Annotated in this window: 16 protein-coding genes, 1 tRNA gene and 1 pseudogene; 8 read left to right on the forward strand and 10 right to left on the reverse strand. The window is 61.4% G+C overall.

The genetic code is table 11. The features are described from left to right. Nucleotides 1-81: 81 nt before the first annotated feature. The gene (locus tag ACVCAM_RS01465) at nucleotides 82-1218 is read right to left on the reverse strand and encodes a D-alanyl-lipoteichoic acid biosynthesis protein DltD (RefSeq protein ID WP_407223785.1); all 1137 of its coding nucleotides are present in this window, start codon (nucleotides 1216-1218) and stop codon (nucleotides 82-84) included. Between the two features lie 278 nt (nucleotides 1219-1496). Between ACVCAM_RS01465 and ACVCAM_RS01470 the strand changes: the two genes are divergently transcribed. Beyond that, a tRNA-Ser gene (locus ACVCAM_RS01470) sits at nucleotides 1497-1584 on the forward strand. Nucleotides 1585-1628: 44 nt separating this feature from the next. Here the strand turns inward: ACVCAM_RS01470 and ACVCAM_RS01475 are convergent. From ACVCAM_RS01475 to hpxO, 3 genes are read right to left on the reverse strand one after another with little or no spacing between them, the layout of a single operon-like run. Further along, the gene (locus ACVCAM_RS01475; RefSeq protein WP_407223219.1) at nucleotides 1629-2564 is read right to left on the reverse strand and encodes a PDR/VanB family oxidoreductase; all 936 of its coding nucleotides are present in this window, start codon (nucleotides 2562-2564) and stop codon (nucleotides 1629-1631) included. 11 nt (nucleotides 2565-2575) lie between these two features. Continuing rightward, nucleotides 2576-3610, reverse strand: coding sequence for a molybdenum cofactor-independent xanthine hydroxylase subunit HpxD (hpxD, locus tag ACVCAM_RS01480; RefSeq protein ID WP_047747667.1), 1035 nt, complete (start codon nucleotides 3608-3610; stop codon nucleotides 2576-2578). 17 nt (nucleotides 3611-3627) lie between these two features. Continuing rightward, entirely contained in the window at nucleotides 3628-4782 is a 1155-nt protein-coding gene (gene hpxO, locus ACVCAM_RS01485) for an FAD-dependent urate hydroxylase HpxO (RefSeq protein ID WP_021240834.1), read from the reverse strand. 239 nt (nucleotides 4783-5021) lie between these two features. On the opposite strand from hpxO, the gene uraD reads away from it, so the two are divergent. Together uraD and uraH are read left to right on the forward strand one after the other, a co-directional pair. Continuing rightward, a complete protein-coding gene (gene uraD / locus ACVCAM_RS01490; protein ID WP_045406706.1) occupies nucleotides 5022-5522 on the forward strand; it encodes a 2-oxo-4-hydroxy-4-carboxy-5-ureidoimidazoline decarboxylase in 501 nt (166 codons plus the stop codon). Further along, the gene (gene uraH / locus ACVCAM_RS01495) at nucleotides 5519-5842 is read left to right on the forward strand and encodes a hydroxyisourate hydrolase (protein WP_063418631.1); all 324 of its coding nucleotides are present in this window, start codon (nucleotides 5519-5521) and stop codon (nucleotides 5840-5842) included. Before uraD ends, uraH begins: the two co-directional genes overlap by 4 nt. On the opposite strand, the gene guaD is transcribed toward uraH, so the two are convergent. Together guaD and ACVCAM_RS01505 are read right to left on the reverse strand one after the other, a co-directional pair. Continuing rightward, nucleotides 5822-7138: a guanine deaminase gene (gene guaD / locus ACVCAM_RS01500; protein ID WP_407223786.1), complete on the reverse strand. Its 1317-nt coding sequence runs from the start codon at nucleotides 7136-7138 to the stop codon at nucleotides 5822-5824. The two genes, uraH and guaD, sit on opposite strands and share 21 nt — an antisense overlap. A 102-nt stretch (nucleotides 7139-7240) precedes the next feature. Continuing rightward, complete coding sequence (locus ACVCAM_RS01505) at nucleotides 7241-8737, reverse strand: NCS1 family nucleobase:cation symporter-1 (protein WP_407223220.1); 1497 nt, start codon at nucleotides 8735-8737, stop codon at nucleotides 7241-7243. A gap of 144 nt (nucleotides 8738-8881) precedes the next feature. On the opposite strand from ACVCAM_RS01505, the gene ACVCAM_RS01510 reads away from it, so the two are divergent. From ACVCAM_RS01510 to puuE, 3 genes and pseudogenes are all read left to right on the forward strand, one after another. Further along, nucleotides 8882-9598 (forward strand): GntR family transcriptional regulator, encoded by a 717-nt coding sequence (locus ACVCAM_RS01510; RefSeq protein ID WP_407223221.1) that lies wholly within the window; start codon nucleotides 8882-8884, stop codon nucleotides 9596-9598. Next, nucleotides 9598-10469 (forward strand): annotated as a pseudogene (gene hpxA, locus ACVCAM_RS01515) (allantoin racemase). Before ACVCAM_RS01510 ends, hpxA begins: the two are co-directional and overlap by 1 nt. Continuing rightward, nucleotides 10354-11286 carry an allantoinase PuuE gene (gene puuE, locus ACVCAM_RS01520; protein ID WP_407223222.1) on the forward strand — a complete coding sequence of 311 codons (933 nt, stop codon included), beginning with the start codon at nucleotides 10354-10356 and terminating at the stop codon, nucleotides 11284-11286. The pseudogene hpxA and the gene puuE overlap by 116 nt, the downstream one beginning before the upstream one ends. 115 nt (nucleotides 11287-11401) lie before the next feature. On the opposite strand, the gene hpxZ is transcribed toward puuE, so the two are convergent. The 4 genes from hpxZ to hpxW are packed head-to-tail and all read right to left on the reverse strand — an operon-like array spanning nucleotide 11402 to nucleotide 14961. Then, a complete protein-coding gene (gene hpxZ / locus ACVCAM_RS01525; protein WP_008499851.1) occupies nucleotides 11402-11788 on the reverse strand; it encodes an oxalurate catabolism protein HpxZ in 387 nt (128 codons plus the stop codon). Continuing rightward, entirely contained in the window at nucleotides 11785-13182 is a 1398-nt protein-coding gene (locus ACVCAM_RS01530; protein ID WP_407223223.1) for an AtzE family amidohydrolase, read from the reverse strand. The genes hpxZ and ACVCAM_RS01530 overlap by 4 nt, the downstream gene beginning before the upstream one ends. After that, nucleotides 13179-13367: an oxalurate catabolism protein HpxX gene (gene hpxX / locus ACVCAM_RS01535; RefSeq protein WP_407223224.1), complete on the reverse strand. Its 189-nt coding sequence runs from the start codon at nucleotides 13365-13367 to the stop codon at nucleotides 13179-13181. Before hpxX ends, ACVCAM_RS01530 begins: the two co-directional genes overlap by 4 nt. 10 nt (nucleotides 13368-13377) lie before the next feature. Next, on the reverse strand, nucleotides 13378-14961 hold the full coding sequence (gene hpxW, locus ACVCAM_RS01540; protein ID WP_407223225.1) for an oxamate amidohydrolase: 1584 nt from the start codon (nucleotides 14959-14961) through the stop codon (nucleotides 13378-13380). Nucleotides 14962-15103: 142 nt separating this feature from the next. On the opposite strand from hpxW, the gene hpxU reads away from it, so the two are divergent. Together hpxU and ACVCAM_RS01550 are read left to right on the forward strand one after the other, a co-directional pair. Continuing rightward, a complete protein-coding gene (hpxU, locus tag ACVCAM_RS01545; RefSeq protein WP_320737523.1) occupies nucleotides 15104-15943 on the forward strand; it encodes a MurR/RpiR family transcriptional regulator HpxU in 840 nt (279 codons plus the stop codon). A 191-nt stretch (nucleotides 15944-16134) separates the two neighbouring features. Next, the gene (locus tag ACVCAM_RS01550) at nucleotides 16135-16917 is read left to right on the forward strand and encodes a transporter substrate-binding domain-containing protein (protein WP_008499846.1); all 783 of its coding nucleotides are present in this window, start codon (nucleotides 16135-16137) and stop codon (nucleotides 16915-16917) included.

A 16917-nucleotide genomic window follows, 5' to 3' on the forward strand; every position in this document is an offset into this window, starting at 1 on the left:
TACTGTCATCGACAGAGGTCCACGCGACGATGGTGATCGCCAGCAGGAGATAAAGGAAAAAAAGACGGATCGCTGTTTTCATTATTTAAAGCTCTGTGCAATAAAGCGAATCATAGGAACCCAGGCCAGTTCGGAAGGGTGCAAACGATCCCAGTTCCAGCCATTCTGATAAGGCATGGCGTACATATCTAAATACGGGATCTGGTTCTTTTCCAGAATGGTTTTAATTTGCTTATCCACCGGGCGGAAGGTATCGGTGTTGTAAAGCGCCCAGGGGTTAACCGGGTCGACGATAGCAATCACCTGCACGTGGTGTTCTTTAAGCAGCTGGACGGTTTTACTGAAGGCGGCGATTTGCGCAGGCACGACCGGCGTGTCATCCCACTGCTGCCGCGTACCGTCCTCCTCGTAAATCGTTTTGTCCATCCACAGGGTGGCCGCGCTCTGCTGGCGCTTTTTATTTAACTCGCGGGCATTCGCCAGCTCTTTATCCCAGTCAGGGGCAATGTGGGTGGATGGCTGTGGCGGCCACGGTTGTTCCGTCCGGGGCGTGACGTGAAGCAGCGCCAGCCAGTCGTTTTTTATCAGGGTGCAGACGTTGGCAAACTGGAAACTCACCTCGTCCCATATCAGATCGGGGTGCCAGCCAAAGACACGCATTTGGCCAAAGGTTAAATGGCTTATTTCTTTACTCTCAATATGTTTTAAATAATTAACCAATATTGGGCGTGCCTGCGGATCCTTCATCAAAGGATTAAAAACAGAACCCGGGAAATTATCAGCATAGATAGCGGGAGGCAGGCCTTTTGAGTAAAAGCTGTCGGGTGCCAGCAGCAAAACAACTTTACTGTTTGCGTTAAGGCTATTTTTAAAACGTGAGAACAGTAAAAACTGCGTTTCGTCATCGACAAACGCATCGCCATACGCCACGACGGGGTTGTGCAATTGCTTATTAAAGTAATTATAGACAGCGTAATGTTCATCTTCTGAGGTCGCCACCTCAGACGCACCAATGAAGAATATCGCATTCCCTTCTAAGGCATGAGAGATAGTGGCAATTTTTTCCGCCTGTTCTTTAGGCGTGCCCGCCATTGATTTAATCAGCGGCTGGAAGGTAAGCGGCGGATCGAAGCTCGCCACCAGCGGGTGAAGACAAAGAAACGAAATGGCCAGAAACGCCATCAGAAAATGTAAGCAAAGCGTATTTTTGATTTTCATCATCAACCAGTAACACTGCATGGCAGTAATGTCTTAAATCTGCGGAAATTCAGATTAATAACAATTACACAACAAATGGCCGTCTATTTTTGTGGCATTCTATACCAGAGCGATTTAAAAGGATGAGCGTTGCTGTGTTACGGTATGTACAAGGTCGCGGAGAGTGATGTGAAGTCAGCGTTTGGGTGACTTTTTGCGCAGTCAAACGCCCGTGGGGAAAAATCGAAAAATTCCTGCTTTACAAGGCGCTAATAGATGTTTATAGTGCGCCTCACTTTGGAAGCGTGGCCGAGCGGTTGAAGGCACCGGTCTTGAAAACCGGCGACCCGAAAGGGTTCTAGAGTTCGAATCTCTACGCTTCCGCCAAATTCGAAAACCCTGCGATAGCAATATCGCAGGGTTTTTTCGTTTTACAGCCCAATCACCAGCTCCCCGGAATAGCTTCGCGAACAGCACAGCGCCACCTGCTGGTCCATCGCGCCTTTTTCCGCCTCCGACTGCACGCTATCCCGGTGATCCACTACGCCGTCAATCACCGGCGTCAGGCAGGCGCCGCAGATCCCCATCTCACAGGAAAGCGGGACCGCCACGCCATTTTCCTGCAGCACCTGGGCGATGGTTTTATCCGCAGGCACCGGCCAGCGCTCCCCGGTGGAGGCCAGTTTGACCGTGAAGATCTCCCCGGCTTCACCGCCTGCGGCGGGCGCAACGGGCTGAAACGCCTCGCTGTGAAGATGGGCGTCATCCCATCCCTTTGCCGCCGCCACCTCACGCACTTTTTCCATAAAACCTGCCGGACCACAGACCCAGGCGTGAAGGCCCGATTCGGCCGCGGGGAGATGTGCCGCCAGCGCTGTGCGCGGGCTGGTGGTATGAATGAGGCACCCACCGAGCCGGGAGAGTTCGCGCTCAAACGCCGCGCTTTCCCGGTTTCTGACGTAATAATGCAGCGTGAACGGCGTTCCGGTCGCCTTCAGCTGCAGGGCCATCGCATACAGCGGCGTAATGCCGATCCCCGCCGCCAGGAGCAAAACCCGCTCTGCCTGCTGCAGCGGAAACAGGTTGCGTGGAGCCGATATCATCAGCTTCTGCCCGGGACGCAGCGTCTCGTGAACGTAGCGCGACCCTCCGCGCGAGGCGGTTTCACGCCCCACGCAAATAAGATAGCTCTCGTCCCCACATGCTCCGGTCAGGGAATACGGGCGCACCACGCCGCAGGGCAGGTGGACATCAACGTGCGCCCCGGGCTGCCACGCCGGCAGCGCGTCGCCGTTATCAGCCACCAGCCTGACGGCGAGGCTTTTGTCGCCCTCGCGCCACAGCCCGTCAACAATTACGCTCAGCATATTGGCCTCCGTCATACCAGGAAAAACTCGCCAAAGCCCATTTTCTTCAGCCCCCGACGGTAGGCAATCGAGCTTTTATCCGCGGGGATATGCGCTTCCAGCGTCAGGTCCAGCGGCAGGTTTTCCGGGCGCTGGGTTTCCACCATCAGGCGATCCTCTTCAAAAATCCGCAGGTTGAAGGCATGCACGTCCTCCACCGGAATATGCAGGTCAAAATTGCGGGCAATAGGGGCGAACATGCGGGTCACGCGCGATGATACCGGTGATGCGGCGTTCATAATGACCAGTCTCGATTCACCCGGAAAATGAATCGTCAGGGTGGCGGTGAACGGCAGGTGCATTTCAAAATGGCGCAGCCACTGGAACCCTTCCGGAGCCTGCACGGGGGAACTGGCGGGATAGTTGCTCACGGCGCTCCAGTAATCCGCCACGAAGCCGAACGGCGTCTCCTGTGGCTGATAGGCAGGCACCAGCGGATTATTGGGGTCGGCAAAGGTTTCGGTGTGGATCCACGCAAAGTGCGCCACGTCCAGAAAACCCTCTACCTGACGTCCGGCGAAGCCGTTCACCTCAAACGCCGGGCAGTTAATCTGCTGAAATCCGTCGTCATCCCAGTGCGGCATGGCGGGCAGCGGCGCGGGGTTTTCCGGATCATAGGCCAGGCAGGCCCAGATCAGTCCGAACCGCTCCTCCACGGCGTAGTTAATCAGGTTCAGCTTCGCCGGAACGGGCTGGTCGGGGCTGGACGGAATGCGGTTGCAGCGGCCGTCCTCCCCAAAGCGTAATCCATGATAGGGGCAGATAATCCCGTGCTCGTCGTGAAAGCCGAGCGTCAGCGGCACGCCGCGGTGCGGGCACACGTCGCGGGCAACCACGACCTGGTCGTTAATCCGGTAAATCACCAGCTGCTCATCCAGCAGCGTCGCTTTGACCGGCGCCGGACCGACGTCGCAGGCGCGCGCGACCGGATGCCAGCATTTCGCCAGACGCAGCCAGTCCTCTGGCTCAAACGTACAGTGGGCGGGTGGGGTCGGTTCTCTTTTCATCGTTGTCCCTCTTGCGTTCAGCCTAATGGGCCGCCCTGAATGGTCTCGCACAGACCGTTGATGATGCGCTCTCCGGTCTCCTCTTTGAGCTCCTGATACCAGGCCTGCGTCAACGCCATATCTTTGCCGTGGGTGACGTCGCAGCGCTTGCGCGCCTTCAGCACCAGGTCGCGTACGCGGTCGCAGCGCAGCGCCTCGTACTGCCGCAGCGCCAGCGTGATGTTGTGGTTTTCACGCAGGCATTCCCCCAGCACCACGGCGTCTTCCATCGCTGCACAGCCGCCCTGGCCGATATCCGGCGTGGTGCTGTGCCCGGCATCGCCCAGCAGCGCGACGTTGCCGCGCACCAGGCTGTCGAACGGCTCAATGTCGTGGATTTCAATCCGATTGGTCGTTTCAGGATCCAGCGCCGCGATAAGCTTTTGCACCGGCGGCGCCCAGCCGCGGAAGTAGCCCGTGAGATCGGCGCGCAGGGTGGTGCGATCCTCCGCCAGGCCTGCGGGCAGCGGCACGTCAAAAAAGAAATAGAAGCGTCCGCCGGAGACGGGCATCAGCGACACGCGTTTGCCTTCGCCAACGAAGGTGGTCCACTGGTGCGCCGGGGCGATCTCTTCGTCAATCTTCACCAGCCCGTTCCAGTTCACATAGCCCGCGTAGCGGCGCTCCGGGGTGTATCCCAGCACGTACGGGCGAACCGCCGAGTGGCTGCCGTCGGCGGCAATCAGGAAATCCCCGGCGGCGGTGGTGCCATCGGTGAAGGTCACGCTCACGCCCGCGTCGTCTTCATGGACGCCTTCGACGCGCTTGCCAAACTGCACCTTGTCGCGACCCCAGAAGTCCAGCATTTCGCGCTGAAGCTCAGCGCGCGAGACGGGGCAGGGGCGCCCGCCGGTACGCTCAACCAGCGGGGCAAGGCTAAAGCGGGTCAGGGTATCGCCGCGCCGGTAATCCTTGTAGGCCATAAAACGCATCGGCCCGCCCCAGGTCTCGATGATGTCGCCCATGCCGAGGTGCTGCATGCATTTCACGCCGTTAGGCCAGATGGAGATGGCCGCCCCGACGGGCCTGATCTCCTTTACGGCTTCAAACACGGTACAGTCGATGCCCGCTTTCTTCAGCGCGACGGCGGCGCTCAGGCCGCCAATACCCGCGCCAATAACGATTGCTTTCATGCTTCTCTCCTTTTGCAGGGTGTAAAGACAGTCAGCAATTTGCGTACCAGGCTGCAGCATGGCGAAAACAGCGTTGTAAGGCAGACGTTTGCACTGCTAAGGTGCGTAAACGCGGTGAGCGTGCCTTTTTAAGAATCAAAAATTTCCTGGTCGACCTTGTGGAATCGACTGTTTCACGCCTGTGCTCAGGGTGGCGTGGTTTGTGCAATAGCCTGGAGAAGGACAATAAAGGAGACACTATGATCGCACTGCACGACTTCAATCATCTTCCCCATGAACAGGCGTTAGCGCTGATTCACCCCTGCGTGGCGCTTCCCCGCTGGGCCGATGCGCTGGTTCACGGGCGGCCTTACGCCAGCCGGGACGAATTGTTCAGTACGGCGAAATCGCTGATGCAAAACTGGGACGAAGCGGCGCTGGCGCAAGCCCTGAGCGCCCATCCGCGCATCGGGGAAAAGCCAGCGGGTTCAGCGGCGGAGGCGGCGCTGTCGCGCCAGGAGCAGGGGGCGGTGAATGACCGCGATGCTGCTCTTGCCCGGGCGCTGCGTGAAGGCAACGCCCGCTACGAAGCCCGCTTTGGACGCGTCTTTCTGATCCGCGCGAAGGGCCGCAGCGGCGAGGAGATATTACAGGCCCTGCACGCGCGGCTGGAGAACAGCGACGCGCAGGAAATCCATGCCGCGCTGGAACAGCTGCGGGAAATTACGCTGCTGCGCCTGGAAGGAGTCATCCACGAATGAGCACACTCAGCACCCATATTCTCGATATTTCGACGGGCAAGCCCGCGGAGGGCGTGACGGTTCATCTGCAACAGGACGGGAAGACGCTGGCCACGGGCGTGACCAACGCCCAGGGGCGCATCGCCGCGTTCGTTCCCTCTCTGACCGCGGGCCGCTATCGGCTGGTGGCGGAGATCGGGGCGTGGTTTAGCGATACCGGCCGGAAGACGATCTATCCCTGCGCGCACATTGAGTTTGTCACGGGAGAAACGGCAGACGAACACTTCCATCTGCCGTTTGTGATTGCCCCCGGCGGATGGTCAACCTACCGGGGCAGTTGACCACACCCGCTCGCCGTTGACCCAGGTCTCGCTGATGTTGCGCTCGTCGCCCAGGGTCATCAGCACGAAAAGCTGCTCGTAGATATCCTGGCAGCGCCGATTGCGCAGGCGCTGCAGCGGCGTGACGTTGGGGTCGATAACCACAAAATCCGCCTCTTTGCCTGCCGCGAAGTTACCAATCTTGTCGTCCAGCCGGAGGGCGTGCGCGCCGCCCAGCGTGGCGTGATAAAACGCCTCGCTGGCGCGCAGGCGATAGCTCTGAAGCTGCCCGACCTTGTAGGCCTCTCCCAGGGTGCGCAGCATGCTGAAGGTGGTGCCCGCGCCGACGTCGGTGCCGATGCCCATCCGCACCCTGTGCTGCCAGCAGGCGGGCAGGCGAAACAGCCCGCTACCGAGAAACAGGTTCGAGGTGGGACAAAACGCCACCGCCGAGCCGGTGTCATGCAGGCACTGCCACTCGCTATGGTGCAGATGGATCGCGTGGGCAAACACGCTGCGCTCGCCGGTCAGGCCGTAGTGGTGATACACGTCCAGATAGCGCTCATGCTCCGGCCAGAGATCGCTCACCCAGGCCACTTCGTTGGGGTTTTCGCTCAGGTGGGTCTGCAGCCAGGTGTCCGGGAACTCCTCTCTGAGCAGGCTGACCGCCGCAAGCAGCTCGGGTGATGAGGTCGGGGCAAAGCGCGGCGTAATGGCATAGCCCAGCCGCCCACGGTGATGCCAGCGCTGGATCAGCGCCCGCGTCTGCCGGTAGCTCTGCTTCGCGTCTTCGCTCAGGTAGTCCGGCGCGTGTCGGTCCATCATCACCTTTCCGGCGATAAGGCGCATATTGAGGCGCAGGGCTTCGGTAAACAGCGCCTCGACCGATTCCGGATGCAGCGTGCAAAACACCAGCGCGGTGGTGGTGCCGTTGCTCACCAGCTGCTGAATGAAAAATTCAGCGATCTCTTTCGCGTAGGCCTCATCGGCAAACTGGCTCTCCACCGGGAAGGTGTAGGTGGTCAGCCACTCCAGCAGCTGTTCGCCAAAGGCGCCGATCATCTCCGTTTGCGGGTAATGGACGTGGGTGTCGACAAAACCGGGCAGCAGCAGCCTGCCGCGCAGGTCGGTATAGCCCTTGTGGGGGGCAAGATACTGCTCGCCCTCCTGCCACGGCATCTGCGCCAGAATTTTTCCGTTCTGGATAAACAGCAGGCCGTCCTCAAGGTAGCGCGCGTGCCGGGCAATGGCGTCTGCGCTGTCGCAGACTCGGGCAATATCAAAAAATGCACCGCGTATCGCAGTCTGGTATTCCATCATGGTTCCTGCCTTCGTGTGTGCGTAGCGGGGTGGGAAAGCTCAGCAAGAACGGTGCCAGAATGAACGGGCCGCAGATACGCTGCGGCCGGAGGGGAGGGGTTACTCTTTTTGCGTCGCCACGCGGGAGCCAAACGACGTCGCGCCTGCCGTCTCGCGCTCTTCCCGCGCCAGCCAGCGGTAGGTCACGCCGCCGAGGAAGACGCCGATAAACCAGCTGAAGTTTGCCACCTCATGCAGGGCCGGGATAAAGCTGATGACCAGGCCCACGGCAACGGACGGGATCAGGGCGCCAATGGCTTTCGGGTTAAAGCCGTTGCGGTACCAGTATTTGCCCTTTGGCGTGTCGTCGAACAGATCGTCAACCGACACCTTGCCGCGCTTAATCAGGTAGAAATCGGCAATCAGAATGCCGAACAGCGGGCCGATAAACGCCCCGAGCACGTCCAGGGTGTAGTGGATAAGCTCCGGCGAGTTGAACAGGTTCCACGGGGTGAGCAGGATCGAACCGACGGCGGCGATCATGCCCCCGGTGCGGAAGCTGATTTTCTGCGGCGAGCAGTTTGAGAAATCAAACGCCGGGGAGACGAAGTTCGCGACGATGTTGATCCCGATGGTGGCGGTGATCATCGTCAGCAGGCCAATCGCCACGGCCAGATCGTTACCCACGCGGCTGACGGTTTCGATCGGATCGGTGATCATGCGGCCAAACAGCGACTGGGTGCCTGAGACAATGACCACGGTGACGATGGAGAACAGCAGGAAGTTAAACGGCAGCCCCCAGCGGTTGCCGCGGCGGATCTCACCCATGCTTTTGCCGTAGCGGGAGAAGTCGCCAAAGTTGAGCAGCGGGCCGGAGAAGTAGGAGACCACCAGCGCCGTGGCGGTGATCATCTGCCAGGTCTGCTCGCCCGCGCTCAGGGATTTGCTGGCGAGGGTAAAGGAGATCCCGTCAAAACCGGTCTTGTATACAATCCAGCCGGCGAGGGCCAGCATTACCACATAGACCGCCGGACCGGCGATATCAATAAAGCGCTTGATGGCGCTCATGCCGTGCCAGAAGACCATCGCCTGCAGGACCCACATAATGGCAAAGCAGATCCAGCCCAGATACGACAGGCCCAGGAATGCGCCGGTAGTGAGTGAAGAGAGCGATGGCCAGAACTTCAGCGCCACCAGCATCAGGGCGTTGGCGGCGAGATAGGTCTGAATCCCGTACCACGCGAAGGCAATCAGCCCGCGGATCACCGCCGGAATATTGGCCCCGAACACGCCGAACGCCTGACGACTGATCACCGCATAGGGCACGCCCGCCATCTGGCTCGGTTTGGCCACCAGGTTGGCGCACAGCTGCACGATGCAAATCCCCACCAGCAGGCAGAGCAGCACCTGCCAGCTTGCCAGCCCGAGCGTAAAGAAGCTCGCGGCGACCACATACCCCCCCATGCTGTGAACATCCGACATCCAGAACGAAAAGATGTTGTACCAGCTCCAGTTCTGGTCACGCGTCGGTGCCAGATCCTCATTGCAAAGACGTGGGCTGTAAACCGCACCGGAATCAGCGGCCGTACCCTGCTGCGCGTTTTGACTGTTTGGCATGAAACCTGCTCCTGTGAATGAAAACCCGTTGAGTGGGAGTGCAAACGGTGTTGCAGGATCCAGGCCAAAATAATAAATCTTGTATGCAATATTTTATTTTTATGTATACGATTCGATAACGGAAAGTAAAATTCGGAGTGGTGAATGAACAACATTAACGCCCTGCAGACCGCGCCAGACCTGCATGACAAAGACGAAACCATCTTCCAGGCGCTGATGACCGCGATTGTCGAACACCAGCTGCTGCCGGGGAGCAAATTGCCGGAAGAGGCGCTGGCAGAGGTCTTTGGCGTGAGCCGCACGGGCATCCGCAAGGTGCTTCAACGACTCGCCGCTGTGCAAATGGTCACCCTGACGCCCAAGCGTGGTGCACACGTCGCCAGCCCGACGGTGGAAGAGGCGCGGCACATGTTCCGCACCCGCGCACTGCTGGAGGTCGCCAACCTGCCGGACGTGCTGGCGCACTGCCAGCCGCCGCACCTTGCTGCGCTGGAGGCCATTATTCGCCAAGAGCAGCAGGCGCACGAGGCCTATGACGGTCCGGCGGCAATTCGCCACTCCGCCAATTTCCACATTCAGCTGCAGGCCATCTCCGGCAACCAGGTGCTCACGGAGATGGTGACCGGCCTGAGCCAGCGTTCTTCGCTGGTGATCGCCACCTGGGGCGCACCGTGGCGTCAGGGATGCCGCTGCAACGATCACGAACAGCTTGTGGATCTGCTGCGCCAGAAGGCGCTTGAGCCACTAAGCGATGCCCTCATGCACCATTTTGAACATATCGTCGCCAGCCTCTGCTTCGAGCGGGCGGGCGAGTGCCTGCCTGATTTTGCCCGGCTGTTTGCCGGCCACAAGGAGTCGTAATGTCTGTCTGTATACAAGTGATCAACCCCAACACCAGCCTCGCCATGACGGAAACCATCGGCGCGGCGGCCCGCGCGGTGGCGGCGCCGGGGACGGAGATCCTCGCGGTCTGTCCGAGCGCGGGCGTGCCGTCTATAGAAGGCCACTTCGATGAGGCCATCGCCGCCGTGGGCGTTCTTGAACAGGTCAAGCTCGGAAGAGAGCAGGGCGTGCACGGTCACGTCATCGCCTGCTTTGGCGATCCGGGCCTGCTGGCGGCGCGCGAGCTGGCGCAGGGGCCGGTGGTGGGCATTGCGGAAGCCGCCATGCATATGGCGACGCTGGTCGCGACGCGCTTTTCGGTGGTCACCACGCTGCCGCGCACGCTGATCATTGCCCGTCATCTGCTGCACCAGTATGGCTTTCAGGACCATTGCGCGGCGCTGCATGCTATCGATCTCCCGGTGCTGGCGCTGGAAGACGGCAGCGGTCTGGCGCAGGAGAAAGTACGCGCGCGCTGTATACAGGCGCTGCAAGAGGATGGCTGCGGTGCCATCGTGCTGGGCTGCGGCGGCATGGCGACCCTGGCGCAGGAGCTGACCTGCGAGCTGCGCGCGCCGGTGATCGACGGCGTCAGCGCGGCGGTAAAGATGGTGGAGTCGCTGGTGGCGCTGGGGCTGTCGACCAGCAAGCACGGCGATCTGGCGTTCCCGGAGAACAAAGCGTTAAGCGGGCATTTTCAGGCATTGAATCCATTTTAATTTTTGGGGGTGGCAATGGGGCTTTTCAAACAGGATTATCCGCGGGATCTGCGCGGCTACGCGGGCAACCCGCCGCACGCGCGGTGGCCGAATCAGGCGCGCGTTGCCGTGCAGTTTGTGCTCAACTATGAGGAAGGGGCGGAAAACCACGTTCTGCATGGCGATGCCGGATCCGAGCAGTTCCTGTCGGACATCATCGGCGCGGCCAGCTACCCGGACAAACACATGTCGATGGACTCCCTCTACGAATACGGCAGCCGCGCCGGGTTCTGGCGGATCCACAATGAATTTCAGAAACGCGGCCTGCCGCTGACGGTCTTTGGCGTGGCGATGGCGCTGGCGCGTCACCCGGAGATTGTTGAGGCGATCAAAGCGGCGGATTACGACGTGGTCAGCCACGGCTGGCGCTGGATCCACTATCAGAATATGGACATCAGCCAGGAGCGCGAACACCTGCACAAGGCGGTGCACGTTCTGACCGACCTGTTCGGCAAGCCGCCAGCGGGCTGGTACACCGGGCGCGACAGCCCCAACACGCGCCAGCTGGTGGTGGAGCATGGCGGCTTCGACTACGACAGCGACTACTACGGCGACGATTTGCCCTTCTGGACGGAAGTGGCCTGCAGCGACGGCTCCCGCAAGCCGCACCTGATCGTGCCGTATACGCTGGATGCGAACGACATGCGCTTTGCGACCGCGCAGGGATTTAACACCGCCGAGCAGTTTTATACGTATCTGAAGGACAGTTTTGACGTGCTGTACGAAGAGGGGGAAAGCGCGCCGAAGATGATGTCCATCGGCATGCACTGCCGCCTGCTGGGGCGACCGGGGCGTTTTCGGGCGCTGCAGCGGTTCCTGGATTACGTTGAGCAGCACGAGCGGGTATGGGTCTGTACCCGCCAGCAGATTGCCGACCACTGGCGGGAAGTGCATCCGTTTCAGAAGTAAGTGTGCGATGTTTTGCCGGGTGGCGGCTGCGCCTTACCCGGCCTACAGGGCCCATATGGCATACGGGACATCGTAGGCCCGGTAAGCGCAGCGCCACCGGGCAGGTTTTTCAGCGTTACACCATCAAACTCACCTGCGCCGCCACAATGCGCCACCCGTAGGCAAACCGCACCCACGTCTGCTGCTGGCGGCCAATGCGTTCCGTGCTCTCGCGGGTAAACTCGGTGCTGCATACGGCATAATCCTCCCCGAAGGTGGTGATGACGGTGTGCCGCAGCGTCCGCTGCAGCCCGGCGGCGGGGCGCGCCGCGCGAAAGGCGCGGATTTCATCGATCCCGTACAGGTTTTCCCCCGCCCCCAGCCGCACCGTGTTCTTGTCGTGCCAGAACAGCTCGTCCAGCACCGCAACGTTGTTGCTCACCAGCGCGTCCTCATAGCGGTAAAACGCGGCCGTCACCTCGGCAACCACCCACGGGAGGTTAATGTCATCGTGATTCATCATGCTGCTATCTCCGCCGGGCGGGCATCGGTGATGCCGCTCTCTTCCAGAACCCGCGCGACGCGCAGGCAGGCCTGCTCGTTAAACGGCGCGGCAATCAGCTGCAGGCCAATGGGCGCGCCCTGCGCGGTGCGCAGCGGAACGGTGGTCACGGGCAGGCCTAAAAACGAAATCGGCTGGGTCAGCATCCCCATGCTGGCGCGGATGGGAAGCGGCTGACCGTTAATCTCCATGGTCTGCTCGCCGATCCGCGTGGCGCTGCGCGGCGTTGCCGGGGCAATCAGCACGTCGGCCCGTGCAAACAGCGCGTGAAACGCCTGCCGTGCCTGCGCGCGAAACCGCTGGGCCTGAATGTACCAGGCGGAAGGGATCATCGCCCCGGCCAGCAGGCGTTCGCGGGAGTGCGGCTCAAAACGCTCGGGCTCCCGGCGAAGCGCGGGCAGGTACTGATTTCCCCCTTCGGAGGCGCTGATGATAAACGCCGCGGAACGCGCCAGCTCGGCGTCAGGAAACTGAAGCTCATCCTGCACGTCGAGCGCCTTCGCCACCCGCGCCACGGCGTCTCTGGCGTCCGCGTCGCACCAGGTGGTGAAGTAGCCGCCGAGCACCGCGCAGCGCAGGCCGTCAAGCCCGCGGTCAAGCAGGGGGCGCGTCTGTTCGCGCGAGCTCTCTGCCTGAAAACCGTCGCTGGTGTCCCGGCCCTGCAGCGCGTCGTACACGGACGCCAGGTCGCATATGCGGCGCGCAAAGGGCCCGATATGATCCAGGCTCGCGACAAACGGATGGCTGCCGGATCGCGACAGGCGGCCAAAGGTGGGCTTCAGGCCGTAGATGCCGCACAGGGAGGCCGGAACGCGAATCGAGCCGTTGGTGTCGGTGCCGAGCGAAAAGTGCACCAGCCCGGCGGCCACCGCGGCGGCTGAACCGCCGGACGACCCGCCCGCAATGCGCGTCAGATCGTGCGGGTTACGCGTCGCGCCGTAGTGGCTGTTCTCGGTTGTGAAGCCGTAGGCGTAGGCGTCCATATTGACCATCCCGGTCAGCAGCCCGCCCGCGCTGCGCAGCTGGCGCACGGCGAAGCTGTCGGCGGCCGCGGCGGGGCGCTGGCTGAACAGCTCGGCCCCGGCGAGGGTGGTGTGACCGGCAACGTCGAACAGGTTTTTCACCGCGTAGGGTACGCCCGCCAGCGGCGGCAGGGGACGCTTTTCCCGTCGCAGGGTATCGATATTGTCGGCCTCGGCGAGCATGCGTGCTTCCGTCACGGCGGTCCAGGCGCCGATCTGCGGGTTAACGCGCGCAATCCCCTCCAGCGTCTGGCGGGCAATCTCGCGAGCGCTCAGCTCGCCCGCGCTCAGCGCCTGCTGAATAGCGCTGATACTCATCTCGTGTAGCGTCATGCTTTATACACTCCTGCGATCTCCAGACGGTCGTCGAGCGGCAGCGCCATCAGCGGGGCGGCCATGCTGGCAATGCGGCCGAACTGCAGCTGCAGCTCGGCGCGGCGGGCGTCATCCAGCGTCACGCCGAGTACGGTTTCCATCTGCGCCAGGTACGCCTGCCAGTCGGGTTGGGGTGTCGTCATTATTTTCTCCTCAGAATCCGGCGGCCGCGCCGTTGCTGCGCGGGTCAAATGCCCCTTCAAACAGCCCGTTAGGGTGGCGAACAATGGCGCCCGCGTGGCCCATGGCTTCACTAAAGTCAGGGAATAGCTCCACCTCGTGACCGAGTGCCCGCAGGCGCGCGACCGTCTCGGGTGAAAAACGCCCTTCAAGCTTTAAGGTGTCTGAGGTTTGCCCCCAGGTGCGCCCCAGCAGCCAGCGTGGGCGGGTGATGCTCTCCTGCAGGGGGACGCCCTGGACAACGTAGCGGGTAAAGAGCGCGGCCTGGGTTTGCGGCTGTCCGTCGCCGCCCATCGAGCCGTAGACCATCACGCGACCGTCCTTCAGACGCGCCGCCGCCGGGTTCAGGGTGTGGAACGGCTGTTTGCCCGGCGCGAGGGCCAGAAGATGGGCGGGATCGAGGCTGAACGATGCGCCCCGGTTCTGCCAGACGATGCCGGTGTCGGGCAGCACCACGCCGCTGCCGAACTCGTGATAAAGGCTCTGGATAAACGACACGGCAAGCCCGCTGCTGTCCATCACCCCCATCCACACCGTATCGCCGGGACCTTTTCCGGTTCCCCACGGCGCGGCGCGGCCGTCGTCAACCCTGTCGGCAAGCGCCTGCAGGGCGGCGGGATCCAGCAGTTTCTGAACATCGGTTTTCAGCGCGCGTGGGTCGGTGATGTGGGCATCGCGCAGGCCAAAGGCCAGCTTGGTGGCTTCCACGATGCGGTGAAGGGTGTCGGCGTCGTCGGCCTCCGCCATGTTCAGGCGGTCGGTGATGCCGAGTATCGCCAGCGAGACCAGCCCCTGCGTTGGCGGGGCGTGGTTAAAGATCTCTCCCTGCTGATGCTCCAGCTTCAGCGGCGTGGTGCGCCGGGCCGCGTGGGCGTTGAGATCGGCCAGCGTTACGGGGAGACCCAGTGTCTCCATGCCGTGCGCCAGGACTTCCGCCAGCGGGCCGCGATAAAAGCTGTCCAGACCCTCTTCCGCCAGACGCGTCAGGGTCGTGGCCATGGCGGGCTGGTAAAACCGGCTCCCGACCTGCGGCGGCGTACCGTCGACCAGCCAGGTTTCCGCGAAGCCGGGGATGGCCTTCAGCTCGTCGAACTTGCTGGCCGTGGCGTGGGCCTGAGAGGCCGTGACCGGGGTGCCGTTCTGCGCATAGTCAATGGCGTCGGCCAGCAGGCGGGCCAGCGGCAGCGCCTTGCCGGTCATCTCACGGGAAACCTTCAGCGCCTCGTCCCAGCCGCTGACCGTGCCGGCGACGGTCAGCGCCGCCTGCGGTCCGCGATGGGGGATCTGCGCGAGCCCGTCGTAGGCGGCCAGCGTCGCGCGCGATCCCGCCGCGCCGCTGGCGTCAATGGCGATGGGGTCGCCTTCCGGCGGCACGATAAGCCAGAAACCATCGCCGCCCAGCCCGTTCATATGCGGGTAAACCACGGCGATGGTGGCCGCTGCCGCGACCATCGCCTCTATCGCGCTGCCGCCTTCGCGCAGCACCGCCAGCGCGCTCTGGCTGGCAAGATTGTGGGGCGCAACGGCCATGCCGTGCGTGGAGACATTACTTTGCATGAAGCGTCCTCGTAACTCTTAAAGTCACAAGGTGCTGCAAAAGCTGTTCCAGTTCTGAAAGAAAAGTTTCAGTAAACTGGCACGTATAATGAATACATACAAAAAAGGTACAATGTAATGAAACAAAAGTTACAGAGGCGCTATGGAACAGTTAGATGAACGTCTGAAAGCACAATACCCGTCGCTGTCGCCGCAGGAGCAGCGGGTGGCGGACTTTATATTCGACCATTTTGACGATCTGATTAGCTACAACAGCGCCGAGCTTGCGCAGCTGAGCGGGGTGTCGAAAGCCACGGTGAGCCGTCTGTTTAAGCGGCTGGGCTATGAGAAATATAAGGACATGCGCGACGAGCTGCGCACCCTGCGCCAGAGCGGAATGCCGCTCACCGATAACCGCGACGCGGTGCAGGGCAACACGCTGCTGGCGCGCCACTATAAGCAGGAGATGGCGAACCTGACCCAGTGGGTCAATGCCCTTGACGCGCAGCAGTTTGCCGACGCCATGGCCTGCATGGTCAAGGCGCGGCGCATCGTCATTATCGGCATGCGTAACGCTTATCCGGCGGCGCTTCATCTGCGCCAGCAGCTGCTGCAGGCGCGCGGTCAGGTGCTGGTCCTGCCGCAGCCGGGGCAGAGCCTGAGCGAGGAGCTGGTGGACTTAACGCCGGACGATCTGGTGGTGATGATGGCCTTTCGCCGTCGCCCGCGCATCATCCGTCCGCTGCTGCAGCAGCTTCAGAGCAGCGGTATTCCGGTGCTGCTGATGTGTGAGCCGCAGGCCCACAGCCTGTTTCCGCTGGCGAGCTGGCAGCTCTGCACCCCGCTGGACAGCGTCTCCGCCTATGACAGCTATTCGTCGGTCAACAGTCTGATCAACCTGCTGGCGAACGCCTTCCTGCATGACATTCTCGATAAGGGCCGCCCGCGCATTCACGAGATTGCCTCCCTCTACCAGCAGCTGGACGAACTCGAACAGCGATAATGGGGCGTCAGGCTGGTGCTTTGCATTAAAATGGTGCATAACGGCGGGGCGAAAATGGAGAGCGTTTTCGCCCCGCCCGCGTTTTATAAGGCTTTATTAGAAAAATCCCCGCTTCGCGTTATCTGGCACATTAGTTGCAAAATCACCTTCAAAGAATCTTTTGTTTCATGTTAACGTTACGGGGAAGCACCATGAAAAAACTGTTAATTGCACTGGCCGGGGCCGCATGCCTCTTCACACAGCTGCCGGCAAAGGCTGACCAGCTTCAGGATATTGAGAAGCGCGGCACCATCCGCATTGCCGTTCCGCAGGATTTCCCGCCGTTTGGCTCGGTGGGAACCGATCTGCAGCCGCAGGGCTACGACATCGACATGGCGCGCTATCTCGCTAAACAGATGAAGCTCAAGCTGCAGCTGGTGCCGGTGACCAGCGCCAACCGCGTGCCGTACCTGCAAACCGACAAGGTGGATCTGGTCATTTCCAGCCTCGGTAAAAACCCGGAGCGCGAGAAGGTAATCGACTTCAGCCGCGCCTACGCGCCGTTCTTCCTCGGCGTGTTTGGTCCGAAAGGGGCTGAACTGAAGGACGCCGCCGCGCTGAGCGGAAAAACCATCGGCGTGACGCGCGGGGCGGTGGAGGACATGGTGCTGACCGGCCTGGCGCCGAAAGACGCGGACGTGAAGCGCTACGAAGACAATAACACCACGCTCTCCGCCTACCTCTCTGGCCAGGTGCAGTACGTGGCAACAGGCAACCTCGTGGTGGCGGCCATTTCGCGCCAGAACGCGGCGAAAGCACCGGTGCCGAGCTTTATGCTGAAAGACTCGCCGTGCTTCATTGGCCTGAAGAAAAATGAACCGGCCCTGAAGGCAAAAGTGGACGCGCTGATTGAGCAGGGCATCAAGGACGGCACGCTGAACGGCCTGTCTGAGCAATGGCTGAAGGCCCCGCTGCCGGCAAACCTTGGCGCCTGA

This window comes from Enterobacter sp. CFEC122 (assembly GCF_052983755.1).